Origin of the sequence: Sphingomonas quercus, from assembly GCF_018863195.1 — a bacterium.
Lineage (GTDB): Bacteria > Pseudomonadota > Alphaproteobacteria > Sphingomonadales > Sphingomonadaceae > Solisphingomonas > Solisphingomonas quercus.
Map to the genome: position 1 here is coordinate 1 of NZ_JAHKRT010000006.1, position 20,356 is coordinate 20,356.

Here is a 20,356-nt window from a genome sequence, read left to right on the forward strand (position 1 = left end):
TGGGTGGTCGCAGCGGGATAAACGCCCCGCCACAGGGTCTTGGACGAACTCATTTTCCGGAAACCTCCGTTGAAAGCACAGATCGTATACGGTATATCAGACCGCGTGCAAACCGAAAATCTCGCCCAACCCAACCCAAATGCGCTCATTCCGGGCGCTGTCATAGTCGGCGGCGGGGTCGTCGGCCTGGCGATCGCCTGCCGGCTTCAATTGCGCGGCATCGCGACCATGCTGGTCGATCCAGACGACGCGCCGCGCGGCGCGTCATGGGGCAATGCCGGCCATATCGCCGTCGAGCAGGTCGAGCCGCTCGCCTCACGGGCGACGGTGCGCTCCATGCCGCGCCGGCTGTTCTGGCGCGGCGGCGCGCTTGGCCTGCCATGGCGGGACGCGGCGGCATGGCTGCCCTTCTCGCTGCGGCTGCTCGGCGCCACCCGGCCGGCGCGATTCGCCGCCGGGCGGGCCGCGCTCGCCGCGATCCTCGGCCAGGCGATGCCGGCATGGCGACGGCTGCTCGACGAGACCGGCGCGCGCGAGCTGCTGATCGAGGATGGCCATTTCGTCGTCTGGGAAAGCGCCGCGAGCGCAGCGGCAAGCAAGGCGCGCTGGCAGGCGGCGGACATCGGCACGGCGGCGATCCGCGACGCTACCGCGGACGAGCTGGCCAAGATCAACGCGCTGGTCATGCGCCCCGTGGCCGGCGCCATCCGTTTCATCGGCAGCGGCCAGATCGCCGATCTCGGCCTGCTCGCCGAGCGGCTGGCGGCGGCGTTCTCGGCCGCCGGCGGCATCCGGCGCACGGCACGGGTGGCGCGGCTGGAGCAGGCCGGCGGACGCGCCGTTGCGGTGCTGGAGGACGGCGCACGGCTGAGCGCGGATGCGCTGATCATCGCCGGCGGTGCGCGATCGGGCGCATTGATGCGGCCGCTCGGTCATGCAGTGCCGATCATCGCCGAGCGCGGCTATCATATCCAGTCGGCCGATACCGAGTGGCCAGCCGATATGCCCCCCATGGTGTTCGAGGATCGCTCGCTGATCGTCACCCGCTTCCGCTCCGGCCTGCGCGCGGCGAGCTTCGTCGAGTTCGGCCGCGCCGACAGCCCGCCCGATCCGCGCAAATGGGCGCGGCTGCGCGCCCATGTCGCCGCGCTTGGCCTCTCGTTCGGCCTGCCCGGTATCGAGTGGATGGGTGCCCGCCCGACCCTGCCCGACTATCTGCCGGCGATCGGGCGGAGCAGGCGCGCCGGGAATCTCTATTACGCCTTCGGCCACCAGCATCTCGGCCTGACGCTGGCCGCCGCCACCGCCGAGGCGGTCGCCGCGGTCGTCGGCGGCGAGGCGCCGCCATTCGACCTCGCCCCCTTCACGCTCGATCGCTTCGGAGCCTGAACCATGACCAGCGGCATAGGCGGATCGACCGCCGGGCAGGAACTCGACGCCATCACGCCCTGGGCCGACGTCGCCCCGCCGATCGGGCGAGAGGAGCGCGAGCATCGCCTGGAGAAGGCCCGCCGCCTGATGCACGACGCCGGCGCCGACGCGCTGCTGATCGGCGCCGGCGCGTCGCTGCGCTATTTCGCCGGCGTGCCATGGGGTGCGAGCGAGCGTCTGGTGGCGATGTTGCTGCCGCGAGCCGGCCGGCCGATCCTGATCGCGCCGGTGTTCGAGCGAGGGACATTGGAGGCCGATCTGCTGATCGACGCCGAGCTGCGGCTATGGGAGGAGGATGAATGTCCGTCCGCGCTGGTTGCCGCCGCGCTGCGCGAGACCGGCGCCACGACGCTGGCGATCGATCCGGCGATGGCCTTCCTGTTCGTCGCGCGGCTGCGCGCCGTGGCACCATCGCTCGATCTCGTCGAGGGCAGCGCCGTCGTCGATGCCTGCCGCATGTACAAGTCGGCGGCGGAGCTGGCGCTGCTCCAACAGGCCAAGTCGATGACCCTCGAGGTGCATCGCCGCGCCGCGCGCATCCTCCGCCGCGGTATCCGCGCCAGCGAGGTTGCGCGTTTCCTCGATCAGGCGCACCGCGCGATCGGGGCGCCGGCCGGCAACAGCTTCGTCATCGTCCAGTTCGGCCGGGCGAGCGCCTTCCCGCACGGGTTGCCCGGCGACGCCCAGCTAGACGAGGGAGATGTCGTCCTGATCGACGTGGGCTGCGTCATCCACGGCTATCATTCCGATATCACCCGCACCTACATATTCGGCGAAGCGGACGCCGAGCAGCGCCGCATATGGTCGCTGGAGCAGGAGGCGCAGGCCGCGGCCTTCGCCGCCGCGCGACCCGGCGTCCCGTGCGAGGCGGTGGACTATGCCGCGCGCGCCGTGCTTGAGAAGGCCGGTCTCGGGCCGGACTACCGCCTGCCCGGTCTGCCGCATCGCACCGGGCACGGCATCGGCCTGTCCATCCACGAACCGGCCTATCTGGTGCGCGGCGACCGCACCGCGCTGGCGCCGGGAATGTGCTTCTCCAACGAGCCGATGATCGTCATTCCCGATCGCTTCGGCGTGCGGCTGGAAGACCATTTCTACATGACCGAGGACGGCCCGCGCTGGTTCACCCAGCCGTCCCCGGCCATCGACCGGCCGTTCGGATAGGATCAGTCCAGCAAGCGCTGCAGGTCCGCATAGAGCGCATGCGGCACGCGGACGCCATCGGCGATGCTGCGCGCGCGCGCGGCGAAGCGGCGCTCCGACGGCAGGCGCGCGCCCTGGCTGGTGATGTTGTCGAACAGCGCTTCGGCGCGCGCGATGTGGCTCGCCGCCTCAGCGCCGAGGAATCCGGCGGGGTCGATGGCCAGGATCAGCTCTCCGCCGATCGGAGAGGAACCCGCGCCGGCGTCGAGCGCGATCGATTCGGCGCTGGTAAGGTCGCCGATCAGCGGCCCGGCGATCAGTTCGATCATTGCCGACAGGGCCGAGCCCTTATGGCCGCCGAACGTCAGCATCGCGCCGGCCAGCGCGGCAGCGGCGTCGGTGGTCGGCTGGCCGTCCGCGTCCAGCCCCCAGCCATATGGAATCGGCTTGCCGGCGCGGCGGTGCAGCTCGATTTCGCCCCGCGCCACGGCGCTGGTCGCGAAATCGAACACGAAACTGCCTTCCGGGCGTGGCCAGCCGAAGGCGATCGGATTGGTGCCGAACACCGGCCGCGTGCCACCGGCAGGGGCCACCCAGGCATGGCTGGGCGTACAGGCGAGCGTGACGAGGCCATGCGCCGTGACCGCCTCCACCTCGGGCCACAAAGCGGCGAAATGGACGCAATGGTTGAGGCCCATCGCGGCGATGCCGTTGCGCCGTGCCTTTTCGACCAGCACCGGCAGGCCGCGCTCGAATGCGAGCTGGGCGAAGCCGCCACCAGCATCGACGCGCACCAGCGCCGGGGCGACATCGTCGACAACCGGCACCGCATCGGCCACGACCCCGCCGGAGCGAAGGGTGTTGACGCAGACGAGCAGGCGATAGACGCCGTGGCTGGCGCACTCGTCACGCTCCCCGGCGACGATGGTCCGGGCCACCGCCTCGACATGATCGGCGGCGAGGCCATGTTTGCTCAATATGGCGCGAGACAGGCTGGCCACCTCGTCGAGGCTCAGTGCCACGCTCTCATGATCGTTCACAAACACTCCGCAACAGGTCGATTAAGGCGCTATCGTATACGTTATATACTCTGACCGCCAGCAGAACGGGTCTGCCGGGCGCAAGGATCAATTCTCGCCCTCGCCCTCGCCATCTGCCTCGGCTTCGCTGGCGCTGTTGCCCTCGCTCGCTTCATCCTTGTCGGCGGGCGGCACCGTCAAGCTCAGCGGCGGCATATGCTGACTGGTGAGCAGTCTGTTGAAGGCGGGAACGTCCTTCGCGTTCAGCGCGGCGAAATGGTCGACGCTTGCCCTGAGATCCTTCTCGATCAGCGCGACGAGGTTGACAGCCGTGTCGGTCGGCTTCTGCTCGGCGGCGCCGGCAACGTCCAGGACATTGCCGTTGAGGCCGGCATAGGTCCACATCAGGTTGAAATAGACCTTGTAGGCAGACAGGTAATATTTGTCGTCGCTGGGCGCCATGTCCTTGTTGAGCAACTCATATTCCACGGACTGGAGTCTCGCATCGAACGCCGCAGCGGCCTTGCTCAGCCGGGCGTTGCCGGCGATTTTGGGCTGCATGTCCTCGATCTGACGACGCATCCATTCGATCGAATTGATGACGTCGCTTGCCTGCCTGACGTCGTCGCGCAGGCGCAGCTGCAACTTCGTCGTCTCCGCCAGTTCGGCGACGCTGCCCGGGCTGTTCGGATCGGGCATGATCTCGATCGACGCCGTCCGGGTTTGGCTGTTTGCCGTCAGGCGCACCTGATAGAGGCCGGGCGGCACCAGCGGGCCGGATTGACGAGCGGGCAGGCCCCACTGGGTCACTGTGCGGTATTCGTGGTTGTTCTTGAAGCGCGGCTCATCCCACAAATGCGGATTCTCCGGCGGCAGGGTGCGCAGCAAGGCGGTGCTGAGTGAATCGTAGCGCAGATTCCACATGATCCGGTTGAGCCCGGCCTTGCCCGGGTGGGTCAGGGTGCGGATGATGCTGCCGTCCTGGCCGAGGATCTCGACACGGACGGGCTCGGCGGGGGACTTTTTCAGCATGAAATCGACATAGGCCGCCTGGCCGCGCGGCAGGCGATAGGTCGGCCGCGGATCGAACAGCCGCACGTCGGGCGTCGCCCTGCCGGCGGCGAGATCGGCCGACATCTGCTCCAGCGGGCTGATGTCGGGGAGGATGTAGAAGCCGCGCCCCCAGGTCGACACGACGAGATCGTGGAAGCGCGGCTGCACCACCGTCCAGGTGACGGGCGATGGCGGCAAGCCGTCCTTCAGCCGCACCCAATTGTCGCCCGCATCGAGCGAGTAATAAAGGCCGGCGCCGGTTCCCGCGAACAGCAGGCCTCTGGCATTGGGATCTTCCGCGACGTTGCGGACATAGGCGAGTTCGCCGCGCGGGAGGGTAGCGTCGATCCGCGTCCAGCTCTTTCCGAAGTCGCGGGTGCGATAGATATAGGGATCGCGATTGTCGTTGATGTGGAAATCCACCGCGACATAGGCGGTGCCGGCATCGAAGCTCGACGGTTCGATGCTGGCGATCGTGCCCCAGGCGGGCATGCCGGCGATGTTCTTCGTGACGTCCGTCCACCGGCCGCCGCCGTCCAGCGTATACCAGAGCTTGCCGTCATTGGTGCCGGCCCAGATCAGCCCCTTCTGCTTGCGGGACGGGGCGATGGCATAGACGACCTCGCCATAGAACTGGCCGAGATTGTCCCCGACCAGCCCCCCCGACGAACCGAGGCGGCGGGGATCCTGCGTCGAAAGATCCGGGCTGATGATCTTCCAGCTCTGGCCTTCGTTGCTGGTCTGGAAGATCATCTGGCAGCCATAATAGACCGTCTTGGGATCGAAGGGGTCGATGGCGAGCGGCGCCGTCCAGTGACAGCGATATTTGCTGTCGCCGGGCGCCGCGCTCAGCGTGTGCAGCCACGGCGCCACTGAGCGGGCGAGCCTCGTCCTGGCATCCCAGCGCGTTACCTCGTTGCCGTAGCAAGTGGCCCAGACCACGTCGGGATTGCCGGGCTCGGGCACGGTCCAGCCGGATTCGCAGCCGCCCATGCCATGCTCCCAGCCCGCCGCGTTGCCGAGGCCCCAGGACGTGCTGCCGAAAGGCACGCTCGGCCCGCGCATCGTGCTGTTGTCCTGCATGTTGCCGTAGAAATTATAGGGGATGCGATCATCGACGGCGACATGATAGATTTGGCCGATCGGCAGGCTCGTCTTGCGCCAGCCGTCGCCGCCGACGGTGGTGATGTCGACGCCACCATCATAGGTTATGGCGAAATGGTTCGGATCCTTGGGGTCCAGCCAGATGTCGTGATTGTCCCCGCCCCAGTTGCGCACCTCGAACGTCTTTCCGCCGTCGGTGGAAAGGTGATAATTGCTACTGGCGACATAGACCTTGTTCTCGTCCCCCGGCGACACCGCGATCTTGATGTAATAGCCGGCCCGCCCGGCCAGCGTGCGATCCCAGCTCGACACCTGCCATTTCGCGCCGCCATCGTCGGAGCGCCACACAGAACCTTGGCCCGGCGCCTGGATCAGCGCGTAGATACGCTTGGAGTTGCCTGGTGCGATCGCCACGTCGATCTTGCCGACCGGCGATTTCGGCATGCCGTGGCCGACCACGCGCTGCCAGTTCCTGCCGCCGTCGTGAGTGATGAAAACGCCGCTGCCCAGACCGCCGCTGTCCATGCCCCATGTATGCATCACCACCTGCCAGGTCCCGGCGATGAGCGTGTTGGGATCACTGGCATCCATGGATAGGCCCGAGCAGCCCGTGTCGGCATCGACGAACAGCGAGCGCGTCCAGTTGCGGCCGCCGTCCGTGGTGTGGAACACGCCGCGCTCCTGCTGCGGGCCGGTCATGCGTCCGCCCGCGCACACCCAGAGCTCGTCCGGATTGGTCGGGCTCGCGATCATCGTGGCGATGCGGCCGCTGCCCTTGAGCCCGACATGCGTCCACGTCTTGCCGGCATCGGTGGAACGATAAATGCCGTCGCCCATGACATCCATGTCGCGGATCGCCCACGCCTCGCCCGTGCCCGCCCACACGACGTCCGGATTGACCGGGGATACGGCCAGCGCACCGATGGCGGCCACCGGCTGATCGTCGAAGACAGGAACCCAGCGATTGCCGCCGTCGGTGGTCTTCCAGATGCCGCCGGATGCCGCGCCGGCATAATAGGTCGTCTTGTTACCCGGAATGCCGGCGACCGATGCGACGCGGTTGCCCTGCGCAGGGCCGGCGAAACGGAACGCGAAGACATTGGGATCGCCGCGGCCGCGCTGCGCCGTCGCATTGCTCGCAGGCAGGAGCGCAAACAGCGCAGCGATTGCCAGAATGAGCCGACCGAAGGTTCGAAAATCGACCGATCTACGGTTGGCCTTCGCCGCGTTGGTGCGATGCTTGCCCATGTCCAGTTCCCGCGTCCCTGACCCTTGGCCACGCACGAGGCTAGAATCCCCTTGGAGGCCTTGCCGTATTACGTATACGGTATATGAAATGTCGCCAAGACTCTATCTTGGGTGGCCGGGCCTGAGGGCCGGCGCGTCGAAAAGGGCCGGACTTATGAGCGCAAACCTGTCCCTGAGGCGTCCGCAGGCTCGCGCATCATGGGCCGTCCTGCCGCTGGCGATGGGGGCGCTGATTTCGTCCGCCTGCGCCCGTCCGCAAGCGGAGACGGCCGACGCGCGCCTGAAGGCGCTGTACGACGCGGAATGGAACTGGCGGCAGAAAGAGCTGGCCCGCGGCGAGGACGAAGAGGACGGCAGCCCGTCCCTGCCTCATGTCGACCCCGCCAGCCAGAAGCGGCGGGCCGATTATTGGGCGAATGCGCTCGACAAGCTGGCCGACATCCCGGTCGATCAACTTTCCCCCGAAGAAAAGATCAACGCGGCGGTCTTCCGGGCCGCGCTCGAAGGCTTCGTCTCCGAGTATAAGTTCAAGGAGTATGAAAACCCCTTCGGTTTCTGGACGTGGATGGCGCCGCGCCGCGGCTTCGGCAACGCGCAGGCCTATCGCAACTATTCCAGCCGTCTGCGCGACATGCCGCGCTTCATTGACGAGCAGATCGCCAATATGCGCGCCGGCCTTGCCCGCGGCTTCACCAATCCGCAGGTGTCGCTGGGCGAGCGTTACAAGCCGATCGAGCCCCTGGCCGCGCCGGACATCGAGGCCAACCCGCTGTTCGGCCCGTTCAAGATGATGCCGGACGGCCTCACCGCGGGCCAGCGCGAGGCGCTGCTCGCCGAGGGCAAGGCGGCCGCCGCGATCGCGGCGCCGGCCTTCGCCAGGCTCCTCGCCTTCGTCCGCGACGATTATATCCCGCACGCCCGCAAGACCACGGCCGGAGAGGCACTGCCCGATGGCAAGGCCTTCTATCTCGCCAAGGTGCGGCAATATACGACGCTGGAGCTGACCCCGGATCAGATCCACCAGATCGGCCTCAAGGAAGTCGCCCGCATCGACGCGGATATGCAGGCGACGATGAAGCAGGCCGGCTGGAAAGGCGACTTCCAGGGCTTTCTCCATTTCCTCAAGACCGATCCGCAGTTCACGGCGAAGACGCCTTACGAACTGATCGCGAAGTCCGCCTATGTCGCCAACAAGATCAACGGCGAGCTGAAATATACGGTCGGCATGCTGCCGCGCTATCGCTTCACGATCCGGCCGACCCCCGCGAACATCGCGCCCTTCGCCACCGGCGGCAATGGCGGCCTCGAAAGCTGCCTGATGAACACCTATGACCTGCCGGCCCGCCCGCTCTACACCATCCCGCCGCTGACCGCGCACGAATGCGTGCCGGGCCACAGCTTCCAGGCGGCGCTGGCGCTGGAGGGGCCTGACCGGCCGGCGATCCGCAAATCCACCTATTTCTCCGGCTATGGCGAAGGCTGGGCGCTCTACATGGAGTGGCTCGGCACCAAATGGGGAATCTACGAAACGCCCTATGACGAGTTCGGCCGCGAAACCTATGAAATGTGGCGGGCCGCACGCCTCGTCGTCGATACCGGGCTGCACCATATGGGTTGGACGCGCGATCAGGCGCTCGACTATATGAAGAGCCACACGGCGCTCTCGGACCATGAGGTGACGATCGAGGTCGATCGCTATCTCAACGATCCCGGCCAGGCGCTGGCCTACACGCTCGGCGAGATGCTCATCCGCCGCAAGCGCGCCGAGGCGGAGACGAAGCTCGGCACCGCGTTCGATCAGCGCTGGTTCCACGATGTCATCCTCGGCCTCGGCGCAGTGCCGCTGCCAACGCTGGAACAGGTGCTCGATCGCTGGATCGCCGGCGGCGGCAAGGATCCCTATGCCGGCAAGACCGGCTTCAAGCTTCCCTGACCTGGAGATCCGACGTTGAGCATCACCAAGCGCCTGCGCCTGCTCCCGCTGCTGCTTGCCGCCACCGCGGCCGCCGCCGCCTCACCCTCGCTCGCCCAGCCCGGCGGCGCCGATGCCCGGCTGCGCGCGCTCTACGAGAAGGAATGGGCGTGGCGGCAGCAGGAGCTTGCCCGCGCCACCGGCGACGACGGATTCAGCGCCAGTGGCGATCATCTGCCGCGCGTCGACGCCGCCAGCCAGGAGGCCCGGCTGGCTTATTGGCGAGCCGTCCTCGTCGAGCTCGACAAGGTCCCCGTCGACCAGCTCAGCCATGAGGAAGCGATCAACGCGGCGGTGTTCCGCACGAGTATCGAGGCGTTCGTCGCGCAGGGCAAATATCGCGCCTGGGAGATGCCGTTCACCGCGGACAGCAATTTCTGGTCCGGCCTGAGCTCGCGCGCGCCGTTCCGCACCGCCGAGCTCTACCGACGCTATCTCGGGCGGATGCGCGACGTGCCGCGCTATTTCGACGAGCAGATCGTCAACATGCGCGCCGGGCTGAAGCGCGGCTTCAGCGTGCCGCGCGCGACCCTGGAAGGGCGCGACGCCTCGATCGCCGCCTATACCGATCCGGACGTGGCGAAGAACCCTTTCTACGCCGCCTTTCGGGATATGCCGAACTCGGTCCCGCCGGCCGAACGCGAGCGGATGCAGGCCGAGGCGCGGGAGCTGATCTCGAAACAGATCATCCCGGCCTATGCCAAGTTGCTGACCTTCTTCCGCCAGGACTATCTGGCGCAGACCCGCAAGACCACCGCCGCCGAGGATATGCCGGACGGCAAGGCTTATTATCAGGCGCAGATCAAGGAATATACCACCACCGATCTCACCGCCGAGCAGATCCACCAGATCGGCCTCAAGGAAGTCGAGCGGATCGACGCTGACATGCACAAGACGATGGCAGCGGCCGGATTCAAGGGCACGATCGGCCAGTTCATCGAGTTTCTGCGCACCGATCCGCAGTTCATCGCCCGCACGCCGGACGAACTGATGGGCTATTCGGCCTATGTCTCGAAACGCGCGGACGGCAAGCTGAAAGACGAGCTCGGCCTCCTGCCGCGCTACCGCTTCGCGATCAACCCGGTCCCCGACGCGATCGCGCCCTTCTACACCGCCGGGCGCGGCGGGCTCGATGCGTGCCTGATGAACACTTACGACCTCAAGTCGCGGCCGCTCTACAATATCCCGGCACTGACGCTTCACGAATGCAACCCGGGCCACAGCCTGCAGGCGGCGCTCGCCCGCGAGGCACCGGCCCGGCCGGACTTTCGCCGCAGCACCTATTTCTCCGGCTATGGCGAAGGCTGGGGGCTGTACACCGAATGGCTCGGCATCGAGATGGGGATCTATCGCACGCCCTATGAGGAATTCGGCCGCGAAACCTACGAGATGTGGCGCGCGGTGCGCCTCGTCATCGACACCGGCATGCATCATTATGGTTGGAGCCGGCAGAAGGCGATCGATTATCTCGCCGGCCATACCGCACTTTCCCGCCACGAGGTCGAGACCGAGGTGGACCGCTACATCAGCTGGCCGGGCCAGGCGCTGGCCTACAAGCTGGGCGAGCTGACCATCCGGCGGGAGCGCGCCAAGGCCGAGCAGGCGCTCGGCCCGAAATTCGACCGGCGCTGGTTCCACGATACGCTGCTCGCGCTCGGATCGGTGCCGCTGACGGTGCTGGAACGCGAGCTCGACGCATGGATCGCCGCCGGCGGTCCCAACCCCAATGCCGACAAGGTTGACGCGAACTGATGAAAAGGGAGGCTATCACCATGCGCAAAAGCCAGCTTGTTGTTGCCGCGACGGTTCTCGCCGTCTTCGCCCCACCGCTCGCCGCGCAGCGCCAGGGCGACGCCGCCCGCGAGCAGGGCGCCGCCGATCGGGAGCAGGACAAGGCGGCGAGGCCCGCCGACCCCGATGTCGCGCTGGCCAGCGCCACCGAGGACGCGCAGCCCAGGCGCGGCAGCGTCACCGTCGCCGGCAAGCTCATCAACTACACCGTCACCCCCGGCACGCTCACCATCCGCAACGACAATGGCGAGGCGGTGGCGAGCATGTTCTACGTCGCCTATGTCGCTGATCGCCCCGCCGGCGCGGCCGAGCGCCCGGTGACCTTCACCTATAATGGCGGCCCGGGCTCATCCTCGATGTGGCTGCACATGGGCTCGATCGGCCCGGTGCATGTCGAGACGCCGGACCCCGCCGCCACCGCCCCGGCGCCGTTCCGCATCACCAGCAATCCCCACACCATGCTGGACAAGACGGACATCGTGTTCCTCGACGCGATCGGCACCGGCCTGTCGCGCCCGATCGGCAAGTCCAAAGGCCCGGAATTCTACGGCGTGGATCAGGATATCGACGCCTTCGCGCGCGGCGTTCAGCGCTATCTGACGATCAACGATCGCTGGAACAGCCCGAAATTCCTGTTCGGCGAAAGCTATGGCACGCTGCGTTCCGCCGGTCTCGCCTATGCGCTGCAACAGCGCGGGGTACAGGTGAACGGGGTGACCTTGCTCTCGTCGATCCTCAACTACGGCGTGCGCCAGCCCGGCTACGACCAGATCAACCTCACCTTTCTGCCGAGCTACGCGGCAACTGCCTGGTACCACAACAGGCTGCCGAACCGCCCGCCCGCGCTGGAGCCGTTTCTGACCGAGGTGCGGCAATGGGCGATCGGCCCCTATGCGACCGCTCTGGCCAAGGGCTCCGACCTGCCGGACGCCGAACGCAATGCCATCGCCCAGCAGATGAGCGCCTATACCGGCCTTTCCGTGAAATATCTGCTCGACGCCGATTTGCGCGTCGACCTGTCGCGGTTCCGCAAGGAGCTGCTGCGTGACCAGCGCCGCACAGTCGGGCGGCTCGATTCCCGCTTCATCGGCATAGATGTCGACGCAGCGGGCGAGGGGCCGGAATATGACACCACCGATACCTCGATCAGCGGCCCCTATATCGGCGCGCTCAACAAATATCTGTTCGGCACCCTCGGCTACAAGACCAAGCTCAGCTACCGGCCCAATTATTATAGCGGCATCAGCGGCCAATGGGACCAGCGCCATCGCGGGCCGGGCGGCCGCGCTGGCGGCGGCAACATGGCGCTGGCCGACACCGCCCTGGATCTGTCCGCCGCGATGCGGCAGAACCCGCATCTGAAAGTCCTGTCGCTGAACGGTTATTACGACATGGCGACGCCGTTCTTCGGGGCGGAATATGACCTGAAGCATATGCAGATCGATCCGACGCTACAGAAAAACGTGACCTTCCATTATTATGAGTCCGGTCACATGGTTTACATCAATCCGGCCGTGACCGCGCAATTCAAGAAGGACCTGGACGCCTTCTACGATTCCGCCGTTCATCCCTGAACCGCATCGCGCGTCTCCGCCGCCATCTCCGCACTGCGGGCGGCGGCGGCGGCGAGGGTGTCGGCGATCAGGCGGGTGAGCGCATCCTGCTCGTCGAGCACGCGCAGGCCCGCCAGCGTTACCCCGCCCGGGCTGGCGACGCGGGCCGCCATCTCCGCGGGATCGGCGTCTGCCGCGCGGAGCATCGCACCGGCGCCGGCCATCGTCTCGGCGATGAGCCGCAAGGCCTGGGCGCGGGGCAGGCCCTGCGCCTCGCCGGCCCGGGCCACCGCGTCGGCGAAGCGGAACAGGAAGGCCGGTCCGCAGCCGGACACCGACGTCGCCGCATCGCACAGCGCTTCCCGCGCCAGCCACTCGACCGGCCCGAGCGGCGCGCACAATGTTTCGGCGAGCGATACGTGGGAAGGGCTCAGCCCCTCGCCGGCCAGCGCCGTGATGCCGTGGCCGATGGCGGCCGGCAGATTGGGCACGGCGCGGACGATCGCCCCGGCCCGCGGAAACACCCGCCGCAGCGTGGCGATCTCGGCCGAGGCGAGCACGGACAGCAGCAAGGTCTGCGGCGCCGCCAGCGCCGAAATCGCGCCGGCGACCTCGGCCAGCTTTTGCGGCTTGACGGCAAGGATCAGGGCCGCGGGCACGTCCATCGCGGCCTCCGGCTCCGCCACTCGCCGCACGCCATCGGGCAGCGCCGGCAGAGAGGGATCGATCACCGTGATCCGCTCCGCCGCGATGCCCTGACGCAGCCAGCCGGACAACATCGCGCCGCCCATATTGCCACAGCCGACGAGGACGATGTTGGGATGGGACATGAGGCGGTCCTGCGTTAGGTCAATACTGCGGTGAAATTGGCGAAGTTGCCAATTGTGACTGCCGATTTCTGCGCCAGCCCTGGGTTGTTTGAACTAGGGTCCGGGCATGAGAGGCAGCATGTCCGGGGCAGTCCTGCAAGGAAAGAGGTTTGGGCGGGCGTCGTACAAGGCGGCTCGACAGCCTGGCCGCCACCAATGTCTGCGCCGGTGAGTGGCGCGGCCGCCGATCAGGCCTGTGCCGTGCCTGTCGAAGGGCCCGGGGTGACGGGGCCTCCGACTATTGACCGCCGCACTGCGCCGGCAGGCTGATCGGGGCGGCGCCCTTCACCGCCCAGGCACCACCGATATTATAGGCGCGGCCCTGCTTGAGCCCGGCCAGCGTGCGGCAGCCGATCGACGCGGCGAACGCCTCGATCGGCACGTTCCGCGTCTGGGCAACCTGGGTATAGCCCTGGCGGCGCTTGATGTTGATCGCATCAACCTTCGCCTTGAGGCCGCCGGCCGGCGGGCGCGCGAAGCCGAGATAGCCGTCCGCCTGCTCGCCGACCGAGCCGGCGTTGAGCGCGGCCTCGACCTCGTCGTCCATCTGGGCGACGGCCGGCGCGGCCATGGCGAAGGCGGCAAGGGCGGCGATCAGGAAGGGGCGGCGCATCTTCATTTGGGGAACAGGTCCGGATTGTTGGCGATGAAGTCCTCGGCGTCCTTCTTGAGGCTGACGACGACCTCCTGCTTCACATTGATGTTCAGGTTGATCTCGATCGGCTTGTCGGGCGCCTTGACCGTCACGCAAGCGGCGAGCAGCAGGCCGAGGCACGGAAAAAGCCGACTTGTCATCGCCGCGACGCTCGCACTCCGGTTCCTGATCGTCAAGCATGGGCCGTTCATCGCACAGCCTCGCTTGCCGGGGTCTGAACGGCGGGCTCGGCCTGATTGAGGAGCAGCCGCGGGTCCATATAAGCACGCGCCGAGCCCACCAGCCCGCGGAACGGCGCGCGAATGCGGATGTTGAAGCGGAACGGCAGGTTGCGGATCAGGCGGGTGACCAAGCTCTGCTCGGGCGTCGCCTCGCGGATGCCGGTGAAGCGCACCTGGCTGATCATCTCCCCGTCCAGCCGCCCGTCGAAGGCGATGTCGAGCGAGGAATAGCGGATCGCCTTCAGCGCATCGAAGGCGAGCTTGCCCATCGTGCCGATATCCGCGCTGCTCAGCTCGCCGACATAGGCGAGCGTGCCGCCACCCTTGCGCGCGGCGAGGAAGCCGCCGTCGATACGGCCGCCCTGCCGGTCGAAGATCATCGGCAGCGTGCCGTCGAAGGTGCCGGTGGCGGCGATGTTCGGGAATTCGAGCTGCTGGACGAAGGCGGCGGCGTCCAGCCCGTCGACGCGGAAGGTGAGCCGGCGCTCGGCATCCTCGGCGAAATCGAGCATGGTCGGATCGAGCCGCAGCACGCCCGCCGCGAACGGCCAGCGGGCGTCCTCGACCTGTACGCGCTCGGCGCCGAGCAGCTGGTAGTGGACGACGCCATTGGCGACGGCGACGCCGGGGTTGATCTCTGCAATGGTCGCCTCCTGATGGGGCGCGGTGACGAGGCCGAGCAGGTCGGTGAAGCGCACCTCCCCCCTGATGCCGGTGACGGGGCCGAAGGCGGCGGCGAGATCCAGCGCATCGGTGGCGAAGCTGCCGCTGCTGGTGACGCCGTCGGCGGTCCAGTCGATCCGGCCGCGGCCGGAAACGGTGCCGGCGACGTTGGCGACGACGCCGAGGGTGAGCGGGGTCAGCGCCTCGGGCTGGAGGCGCTTCGGGGCGAACGGGATGCCCGGCACGTCGATCAGGGCGTGGCCGGTGGTGGTGGCCAGCCTGTGCGCCACCGTCACCGTGGCAACGGCGGTGTGGCTGGTCGGCTCGGTAAGGGTGGCGGTGGCGTCGATGCGGCCGTCTGCGAAGCGCAGGCGCATGCCGTCACCGGCGAGGGGGTTGAAGCGCGGCGACGGCGCGGCGTCGCGGAGGCGGAATCCACCGTCGAGGTCGAGACCGCCAGCCGCGAAGCGCCAGTGCCCGGCACCGTCCGAGAGCAGCAGAGGCACCTTGGCGATGGCGCCGGCCGCGCCGGAGAAGTCGCCGCCGGCGCCGCCACCGGAGAGGCGGCCGGCGAGGTGATCGACGGCGAGGCGCGTCTCGCCCAGCGTCACGGCCAGCCCGGCCGCATCGAGCGCGTCGCCGGTGAGGCGCAGGCGGGTGGCGTCCAGCGTCATCGGCTGGCCGGCGTCGCTGCGGCCGGCGAGACGGAGCGGCCCGGACGCCATGTCGATGCGCAGCGCGCCATTGGCGGCGCGGGCGAGGATCGGCTGGCCGCAGAGCCGCGCCCGGGTGTCTGCAAAGGTGAAGCCGGCGAGCCGCAAGCGCCGGAACGCGACGGGCTGGCAACCGCGGCCGATGACAAGGGCGCCGCTCGCGCTGGCTTCGCCCGTCACCGGCAGGCGGAGGCCCTGCACGAAGCCGCCGCCGAGCGGGCCGTCGATCAGCGCGATCGCGTCGAACCGTGTGTCGCGGCCATCCCATGCGACCCGGAAGGACGGCACGGCGAAGGCGGCCTCGCCGGCGCGATAGCGGGCGACCCGGCCGGTGGCGGAGAGCGGCGCGCCGGCCGCGGTCTGGTGGAGAGCGAGGGTGAGCGACGGCAGGCCGCCGCCTTCCGCCACGACATCGCCATCGGCGCGCCACCGCTCCGGGCTCCAGTCCAGCCCGCCACGCGGCGTCGCGGTGACGCGCGCGCCGTCCGGGCCGGCGACGGTGGCCCGCTTGAGGCGCAGCGTGACGGCCTCGCCGAGGATCGCGGCGTTGAACTCGGCATCGAGCGTGGCGCCGCGGAGCAGCCGGGCGGCGGCGGCGGCGGCCTGCCGGCCGGGGGCCGCCAGCGGGGTGTCGGCGGCAAGGCTGGCGGATCGCGCCACGGCAAGGGCGGCCTCGGGAAGGGCGAAATGGGCGGCGGCAAGACTGATCCGCGCGGTCAGCGCGCCGAACGTGCCGGCGGCGGCAAGGACGCCATGCGCGCCGCCGAAGCGCGCCGGGCCGGCGGCGCCGTCGAAGCCGTCAAGAACGGCGCGCAGCGCGATGCGGTTGAGCGTGGGGCTGCTGCTGGCGTCGATGGCGGCGGTGCCCGGGCCGAGCGTGACGTGCGGGCAGACCGTGCGCGCAATCGCCACCGGCCCGGTGGCACGCGGCGCGCCGGCGGCGGTGACGAGGCGCAGGTCCGCCGCGGCGCCGCTCAGCGCGCAGCTCGCCAGCCGCAGCGCACCGGCCGTCACTCGGGCATGGCCGGCGAAGCTCCGCGCGGCATTGCCGCTGCCGTCCAGGGCGACCTCGATCGCGCCATTCGGCGTGGCCAGCGCCAGTCGCGCGTCGCGCACGGCGACGTCGAGGTCGGGCAGCAGAGTCTTGCCGGTCGTCGAGCTGGGCAGCAGCCGGTCCAGCGCGCCGAGATGCAGGCCGCCGCGATCGACGGTGGCGCGGAGCCGCACCCCTTCTGCCGCGACATGGGCGACGAACGGGCCGTCGGCGCCATAGCCGAGCCGCAGGTCGATGCGCCGCGCGATCAGGTCAGGGCGGGCGGGATCGCCGATGCGGACATCCTCCATCCGCTCCGCGAACGGCCCGATGCGGGTGATCCGGTAGGAGGCGGGCACCTCCGCCTCCCGCAGCGTGCGATCGACCAGCGCCGTGGCGATGCGCAGCCGGAGCGCCCAGCCGAGGCCCAGTGCCACGACCAGGGCGAGCGCGCCGAGCTTGAGGATGACGGCGATGGAGCGACGCATGGACGGCTGCATAGCTCAGCCTGCCGGCAGCGCTCCCATCAAATGCGTATCGTCACGCCGCGGGCGCGCGCCGGAGCGCGCCTTTCAGCCAATCGCCCCGGCGCATAGCCATCCCGATCAGGCCGAAGCCGAGCAGCATCGTCGCCCAGCTCGCCGGCTCGGGCACGGCCTGGACCCCGGTGAGATCGAATTTGGCGACCATGTCGCGATAGCCGGCCTCCTGCACCGCAGCGGTCGGGTGAACGCCGTCGAACGAGAAGAAACCGGCGCAGCCGGTGTCCTGTGCGCCGGCCGCGACACAGCTGACATCCGCGCGCAACGGCGGCAGGCCGAAGGCGGCCGGATCGGTCAGCACGCGCCGATTGAAGTCGCTGAGGCTGTAGACGAACAGGTCGGTGTCGGCATCGAGCTTCAACGTGGCGAGCGCCGCGTTCAGATAGCCATTGGCCTCGATGGTCAGCGGGTCCCCGGCCAGCGGAAAGTCGGTCATCAGGATGTTGCGCACGCCGAGATCGTTCAGCGCCTGCACGCGCGCGACATATTGCTCGGCGGCGGCGCGAAGATAGCTGCTGATATCCGGATAGGAGCCGATCGCGCCGACCTCGCCGAACACCCCCTCCGCGCCGAACACGTCGTTGCCGCCGAGATTGAGGATATAGAGGCCGTTCTCGTCGATGCCGCGCCCCGATGCGCTGAAGGCAGCGAGCTGCGCCTGCAGATCCGGGATAGTATCGCCCGTGTCGACAATGCGTGCGCCGCCGAAGGCGAAGTTCCCACCGCCCGTCAGCGAAGGCGCGGTCGGCGTTCCGAACAAATCGAGCGAAAGCAAGTCCGGATAATCATAGCCGTTGGTGAAGCGATGCTGAAAATATCCGAGTGCCGGATCGGGTCTTGTGCCGCCATTTGCGATGTAAAGATTGCCGGCGTCGACAAGACTGTCTCCAAACACCGTGATCGAAGTATAAGTTGGCGTGTCGCGATCTGCCCAGGCCGGAGTTGCCGTGAGCACGCCGAGCGCACCGATCGCGAATAGCCATTTCTTGTCCAATTGATCGCCTCCCTGTTTGCCCGGTTCGTCCGGATCGGGGGCTAAACTCTTGAGGCGCCAGTTGAGTGCCACGCGGGCGCGCGCGTTGTGCCGATCGGCCCGGCTGTGCGTTGAGCAGCCATGGCGGACACGATCGAAACGCTGCAACGGAAGATGGAGGAGGCAGCGCGCGCGCTCGACTTCGAGGAAGCGCGGCGATGCCGTGACAGGATCAACCTGATGCGCGGCGGCGCCACGCCGGCGCAGGCGGAACAGGCCGATCTTGCCGGGCTGGAGCGCCAGCAGCCGGGAGCGATGGGCCTCGGCACCAGCCAGCAGCGGATGACGCCGCCGCCCGGGTGGCGACCGCCGCCCAAGCCCGATCCGATGACCACCGGCCGGGGTCGCCCACGCAAATCATGACCGCCCCCGGCGGAACGGCGCCCCTCCCGCTGGCTTTCGCTCACCTCATGCTGAAATGGTCGGGGAGAGAGGATTCGAACGAAAACAGGGCCGCTTTGGCAATCTGCACGAAGCATTGAATTTCGCCGGTGCGGGATGCGGTTGCGCACGGCGCTTGGCGAGCACCCCAGGCGGGGCGCAAGGCGTCCACCGTGAATGGCAGGGCGGGCATGCCGCCATTGTTCACTCCTCTCTCTCCTCTGGACGTCTGGCGCCGGGCAGCCGATCGGCGCATGCTCCCTCGAGATCCGGCAGGGAGTCGCCCAAGACCTGTCTTGACCCTGCCGGGTCGCCCGTGTCTTTGGCCCGCCGCTCGCTACCTGCCTCACCGGCGCCCCGAGCGACCCATTTTTCCGTTAATTATCCTGGAGTCATGTTCCAGCAATTTGGCTGGGCGCATTGGTCTTTGTGGCACGACGGGCCTGGCCCTTCCGGAACAAGCACGTCGAGCCGCTCCCTCCGTCCTAAACATTGCTGCTGGGACGGAGGGGGCTCCTCGCGCCGCAGTCGCCGTTTCGCTGCGGGTGGCGCAGCGGCTCCTGCGGCGATCCTCCCTGCCGGTTCCGCGAGAAGGCCGGGGGCCCGGTTGCAGGCCATTCCCGCCGATGGTCGGGCATGCCCTATGATGCGTCGACAGTCGCCGACTCAACGCCCGATATTCGGGTTTCGCGGACGTCGCCGATAAGACGATCACCTATCGGATCGCAGACAGTGCTCGCGGCGTGGACGAGAGCCGGGTTGGGAGGGCAGGCCATCAGACCGTGCTGCACGCCGCGTGATCGCTCGATCCTAGTCTCTGCTCTCGCGGAGGTGCTGCAATTGGGCCTGGCGCGCTGCGCAGAGAATTCGCTTCGCTACCTCCCTCGCCTCAGCCGGCCGCAGGAACAGGGTGAGGCCTCCGGAGCCATCAATCAGAACCATTCCGTCCGTTGATTCAATGCGTTCTGGTGCCCACGCTACAGGTATCATGCGCTGCCTCCCGTTGAACCGGATATGGACAACGCATGAGGTGGCAGGGAGGGTGGATGTAATTGCTAAGAGCAGGCATTTTTCCCCGCGCGGGCGTGATCGGGGCGTGGCAATCACCGTCAGCAAGGCCTCCGATGAGACGCGACGGTGCCCCTTAACTCGGCCTTGAGCGCGGAGGAGAGGACCGGATCGGAAGGCCGAGGTTGTTAGCGCGGTTGCGAACCGCCTCGCGGGTGCGCCCTAATCGAGGCGCAATGTCTTCGACAAACAAACCTGCGTCGATAAGCTCTCGCAATTGATTATCATCATCATCGTTCCATGGCCGTCGATGAGCACGTGGTGTAATAAGAAGACGGTTCTCCATGTTCCTCCCCATGCTTACTTGTTTCGTAAGCTAAGGGTCGAATGAAGCTAAATCTGTGTGCATAACAACCGCGTTTCATGGTTAACGCCGCACCAGGCGTTAGCGGATACATGAGCGTCCCGATTTAGGACGATGCTATGCGAATAGCCCCGGCTGCACCTTCCGCGTCGGAGACACGGACCCACGCACGGCCATGAACTCGGCGGGACATGGCCGTTGCATGGCGGCTCGTGACGAGCAGGGTGATCGTGGAGCCAAGGAGCGCATGGTTCACTCCGGCTTCTCTGCCAGAGTCGTTAGCCCTGCCTGCCGCGGCGGGTCGAGCATCGTCGCGAAATGGGCTTAAGTGTCTCGGGCTCGAGAGCTGCCTTGTTGCGGGCTCGGTTGCAGATGGCGGCCGCTGATGGGGATTCGGGCCTTGCGAGCCCCCGCGCCAGCTTCTGTGGTGGCTCCGGCCCATGTCCATTCTGGGCAATAACCCGTGGAAATCAATGGTCGGGGAGAGAGGATTCGAACCTCCGGCCCCTGCCTCCCGAAGACAGTGCTCTACCAGGCTGAGCTACTCCCCGACGGAGCGC

Annotated in this window: 12 protein-coding genes, 1 tRNA gene and 2 pseudogenes; 6 read left to right on the forward strand and 9 right to left on the reverse strand. The window is 67.8% G+C overall.

Annotated features, from left to right (window positions below; translation table 11 throughout):
* The first annotated feature begins 105 nt into the window (after window positions 1–105).
* Both KOF26_RS11675 and KOF26_RS11680 read left to right on the forward strand, forming a co-directional pair.
* Window positions 106–1,389 (forward strand): NAD(P)/FAD-dependent oxidoreductase, encoded by a 1,284-nt coding sequence (locus KOF26_RS11675; RefSeq protein WP_216324959.1) that lies wholly within the window; start codon window positions 106–108, stop codon window positions 1,387–1,389.
* 3 nt (window positions 1,390–1,392) lie between these two features.
* Entirely contained in the window at window positions 1,393–2,595 is a 1,203-nt protein-coding gene (locus tag KOF26_RS11680; protein ID WP_216324961.1) for a M24 family metallopeptidase, read from the forward strand.
* 2 nt (window positions 2,596–2,597) lie between these two features.
* Here the strand turns inward: KOF26_RS11680 and KOF26_RS11685 are convergent, their stop codons facing one another.
* Both KOF26_RS11685 and KOF26_RS11690 read right to left on the reverse strand, forming a co-directional pair.
* On the reverse strand, window positions 2,598–3,614 hold the full coding sequence (locus tag KOF26_RS11685) for an Ldh family oxidoreductase (RefSeq protein ID WP_216324963.1): 1,017 nt from the start codon (window positions 3,612–3,614) through the stop codon (window positions 2,598–2,600).
* 87 nt (window positions 3,615–3,701) lie between these two features.
* Window positions 3,702–6,998: a WD40/YVTN/BNR-like repeat-containing protein gene (locus KOF26_RS11690; protein WP_216324965.1), complete on the reverse strand. Its 3,297-nt coding sequence runs from the start codon at window positions 6,996–6,998 to the stop codon at window positions 3,702–3,704.
* A gap of 220 nt (window positions 6,999–7,218) precedes the next feature.
* On the opposite strand from KOF26_RS11690, the gene KOF26_RS11695 reads away from it, so the two are divergent.
* From KOF26_RS11695 to KOF26_RS11705, 3 genes are read left to right on the forward strand one after another with little or no spacing between them, the layout of a single operon-like run.
* Entirely contained in the window at window positions 7,219–8,931 is a 1,713-nt protein-coding gene (locus KOF26_RS11695) for a DUF885 domain-containing protein (protein WP_253201378.1), read from the forward strand.
* A 15-nt stretch (window positions 8,932–8,946) separates the two neighbouring features.
* Window positions 8,947–10,722 carry a DUF885 domain-containing protein gene (locus tag KOF26_RS11700; protein WP_216324969.1) on the forward strand — a complete coding sequence of 592 codons (1,776 nt, stop codon included), beginning with the start codon at window positions 8,947–8,949 and terminating at the stop codon, window positions 10,720–10,722.
* A 20-nt stretch (window positions 10,723–10,742) separates the two neighbouring features.
* On the forward strand, window positions 10,743–12,335 hold the full coding sequence (locus tag KOF26_RS11705) for a S10 family peptidase (protein ID WP_216324971.1): 1,593 nt from the start codon (window positions 10,743–10,745) through the stop codon (window positions 12,333–12,335).
* Here the strand turns inward: KOF26_RS11705 and proC are convergent.
* The 6 genes and pseudogenes from proC to KOF26_RS17170 form a co-directional block, all read right to left on the reverse strand.
* Window positions 12,326–13,144 (reverse strand): pyrroline-5-carboxylate reductase, encoded by an 819-nt coding sequence (proC, locus tag KOF26_RS11710; RefSeq protein WP_216324973.1) that lies wholly within the window; start codon window positions 13,142–13,144, stop codon window positions 12,326–12,328. The two genes, KOF26_RS11705 and proC, sit on opposite strands and share 10 nt — an antisense overlap.
* Window positions 13,145–13,421: 277 nt before the next feature.
* Window positions 13,422–13,802 (reverse strand): DUF1318 domain-containing protein, encoded by a 381-nt coding sequence (locus KOF26_RS11715; RefSeq protein ID WP_363182237.1) that lies wholly within the window; start codon window positions 13,800–13,802, stop codon window positions 13,422–13,424.
* Window positions 13,799–13,978 (reverse strand): YnbE family lipoprotein, encoded by a 180-nt coding sequence (locus tag KOF26_RS11720; RefSeq protein WP_216324975.1) that lies wholly within the window; start codon window positions 13,976–13,978, stop codon window positions 13,799–13,801. The genes KOF26_RS11715 and KOF26_RS11720 overlap by 4 nt, the downstream gene beginning before the upstream one ends.
* 47 nt (window positions 13,979–14,025) lie before the next feature.
* Window positions 14,026–16,956 (reverse strand): intermembrane phospholipid transport YdbH family protein, encoded by a 2,931-nt coding sequence (locus KOF26_RS11725; protein ID WP_216324978.1) that lies wholly within the window; start codon window positions 16,954–16,956, stop codon window positions 14,026–14,028.
* Between the two features lie 52 nt (window positions 16,957–17,008).
* Window positions 17,009–17,134: pseudogene (locus KOF26_RS17495) on the reverse strand (PEPxxWA-CTERM sorting domain-containing protein); the annotation flags it as partial.
* 51 nt (window positions 17,135–17,185) lie between these two features.
* Window positions 17,186–18,076: pseudogene (locus KOF26_RS17170) on the reverse strand (SGNH/GDSL hydrolase family protein); the annotation flags it as partial.
* Window positions 18,077–18,124: 48 nt separating this feature from the next.
* Here KOF26_RS17170 and KOF26_RS11735 point away from each other — a divergent pair.
* On the forward strand, window positions 18,125–18,406 hold the full coding sequence (locus tag KOF26_RS11735; protein ID WP_216324981.1) for a UvrB/UvrC motif-containing protein: 282 nt from the start codon (window positions 18,125–18,127) through the stop codon (window positions 18,404–18,406).
* 1,864 nt (window positions 18,407–20,270) lie between these two features.
* Here KOF26_RS11735 and KOF26_RS11740 read toward each other — a convergent pair.
* Window positions 20,271–20,347 (reverse strand) — tRNA-Pro (locus KOF26_RS11740).
* Window positions 20,348–20,356 lie beyond the last annotated feature (9 nt).

Bases quoted from the DNA above. Each gene is read 5' to 3' on its own strand.
- KOF26_RS11715 (WP_363182237.1), bottom strand. From the start codon at position 13,802: ATGAAGATGCGCCGCCCCTTCCTGATCGCCGCCCTTGCCGCCTTCGCC.
- KOF26_RS11725 (WP_216324978.1), bottom strand. From the start codon at position 16,956: ATGCGTCGCTCCATCGCCGTCATCCTCAAGCTCGGCGCGCTCGCCCTG.
- KOF26_RS11695 (WP_253201378.1), top strand. From the start codon at position 7,219: ATGGGGGCGCTGATTTCGTCCGCCTGCGCCCGTCCGCAAGCGGAGACG.
- KOF26_RS11720 (WP_216324975.1), bottom strand. From the start codon at position 13,978: ATGACAAGTCGGCTTTTTCCGTGCCTCGGCCTGCTGCTCGCCGCTTGC.
- proC (WP_216324973.1), bottom strand. From the start codon at position 13,144: ATGTCCCATCCCAACATCGTCCTCGTCGGCTGTGGCAATATGGGCGGC.
- KOF26_RS11690 (WP_216324965.1), bottom strand. From the start codon at position 6,998: ATGGGCAAGCATCGCACCAACGCGGCGAAGGCCAACCGTAGATCGGTC.
- KOF26_RS11680 (WP_216324961.1), top strand. From the start codon at position 1,393: ATGACCAGCGGCATAGGCGGATCGACCGCCGGGCAGGAACTCGACGCC.
- KOF26_RS11705 (WP_216324971.1), top strand. From the start codon at position 10,743: ATGCGCAAAAGCCAGCTTGTTGTTGCCGCGACGGTTCTCGCCGTCTTC.
- KOF26_RS11735 (WP_216324981.1), top strand. From the start codon at position 18,125: ATGGCGGACACGATCGAAACGCTGCAACGGAAGATGGAGGAGGCAGCG.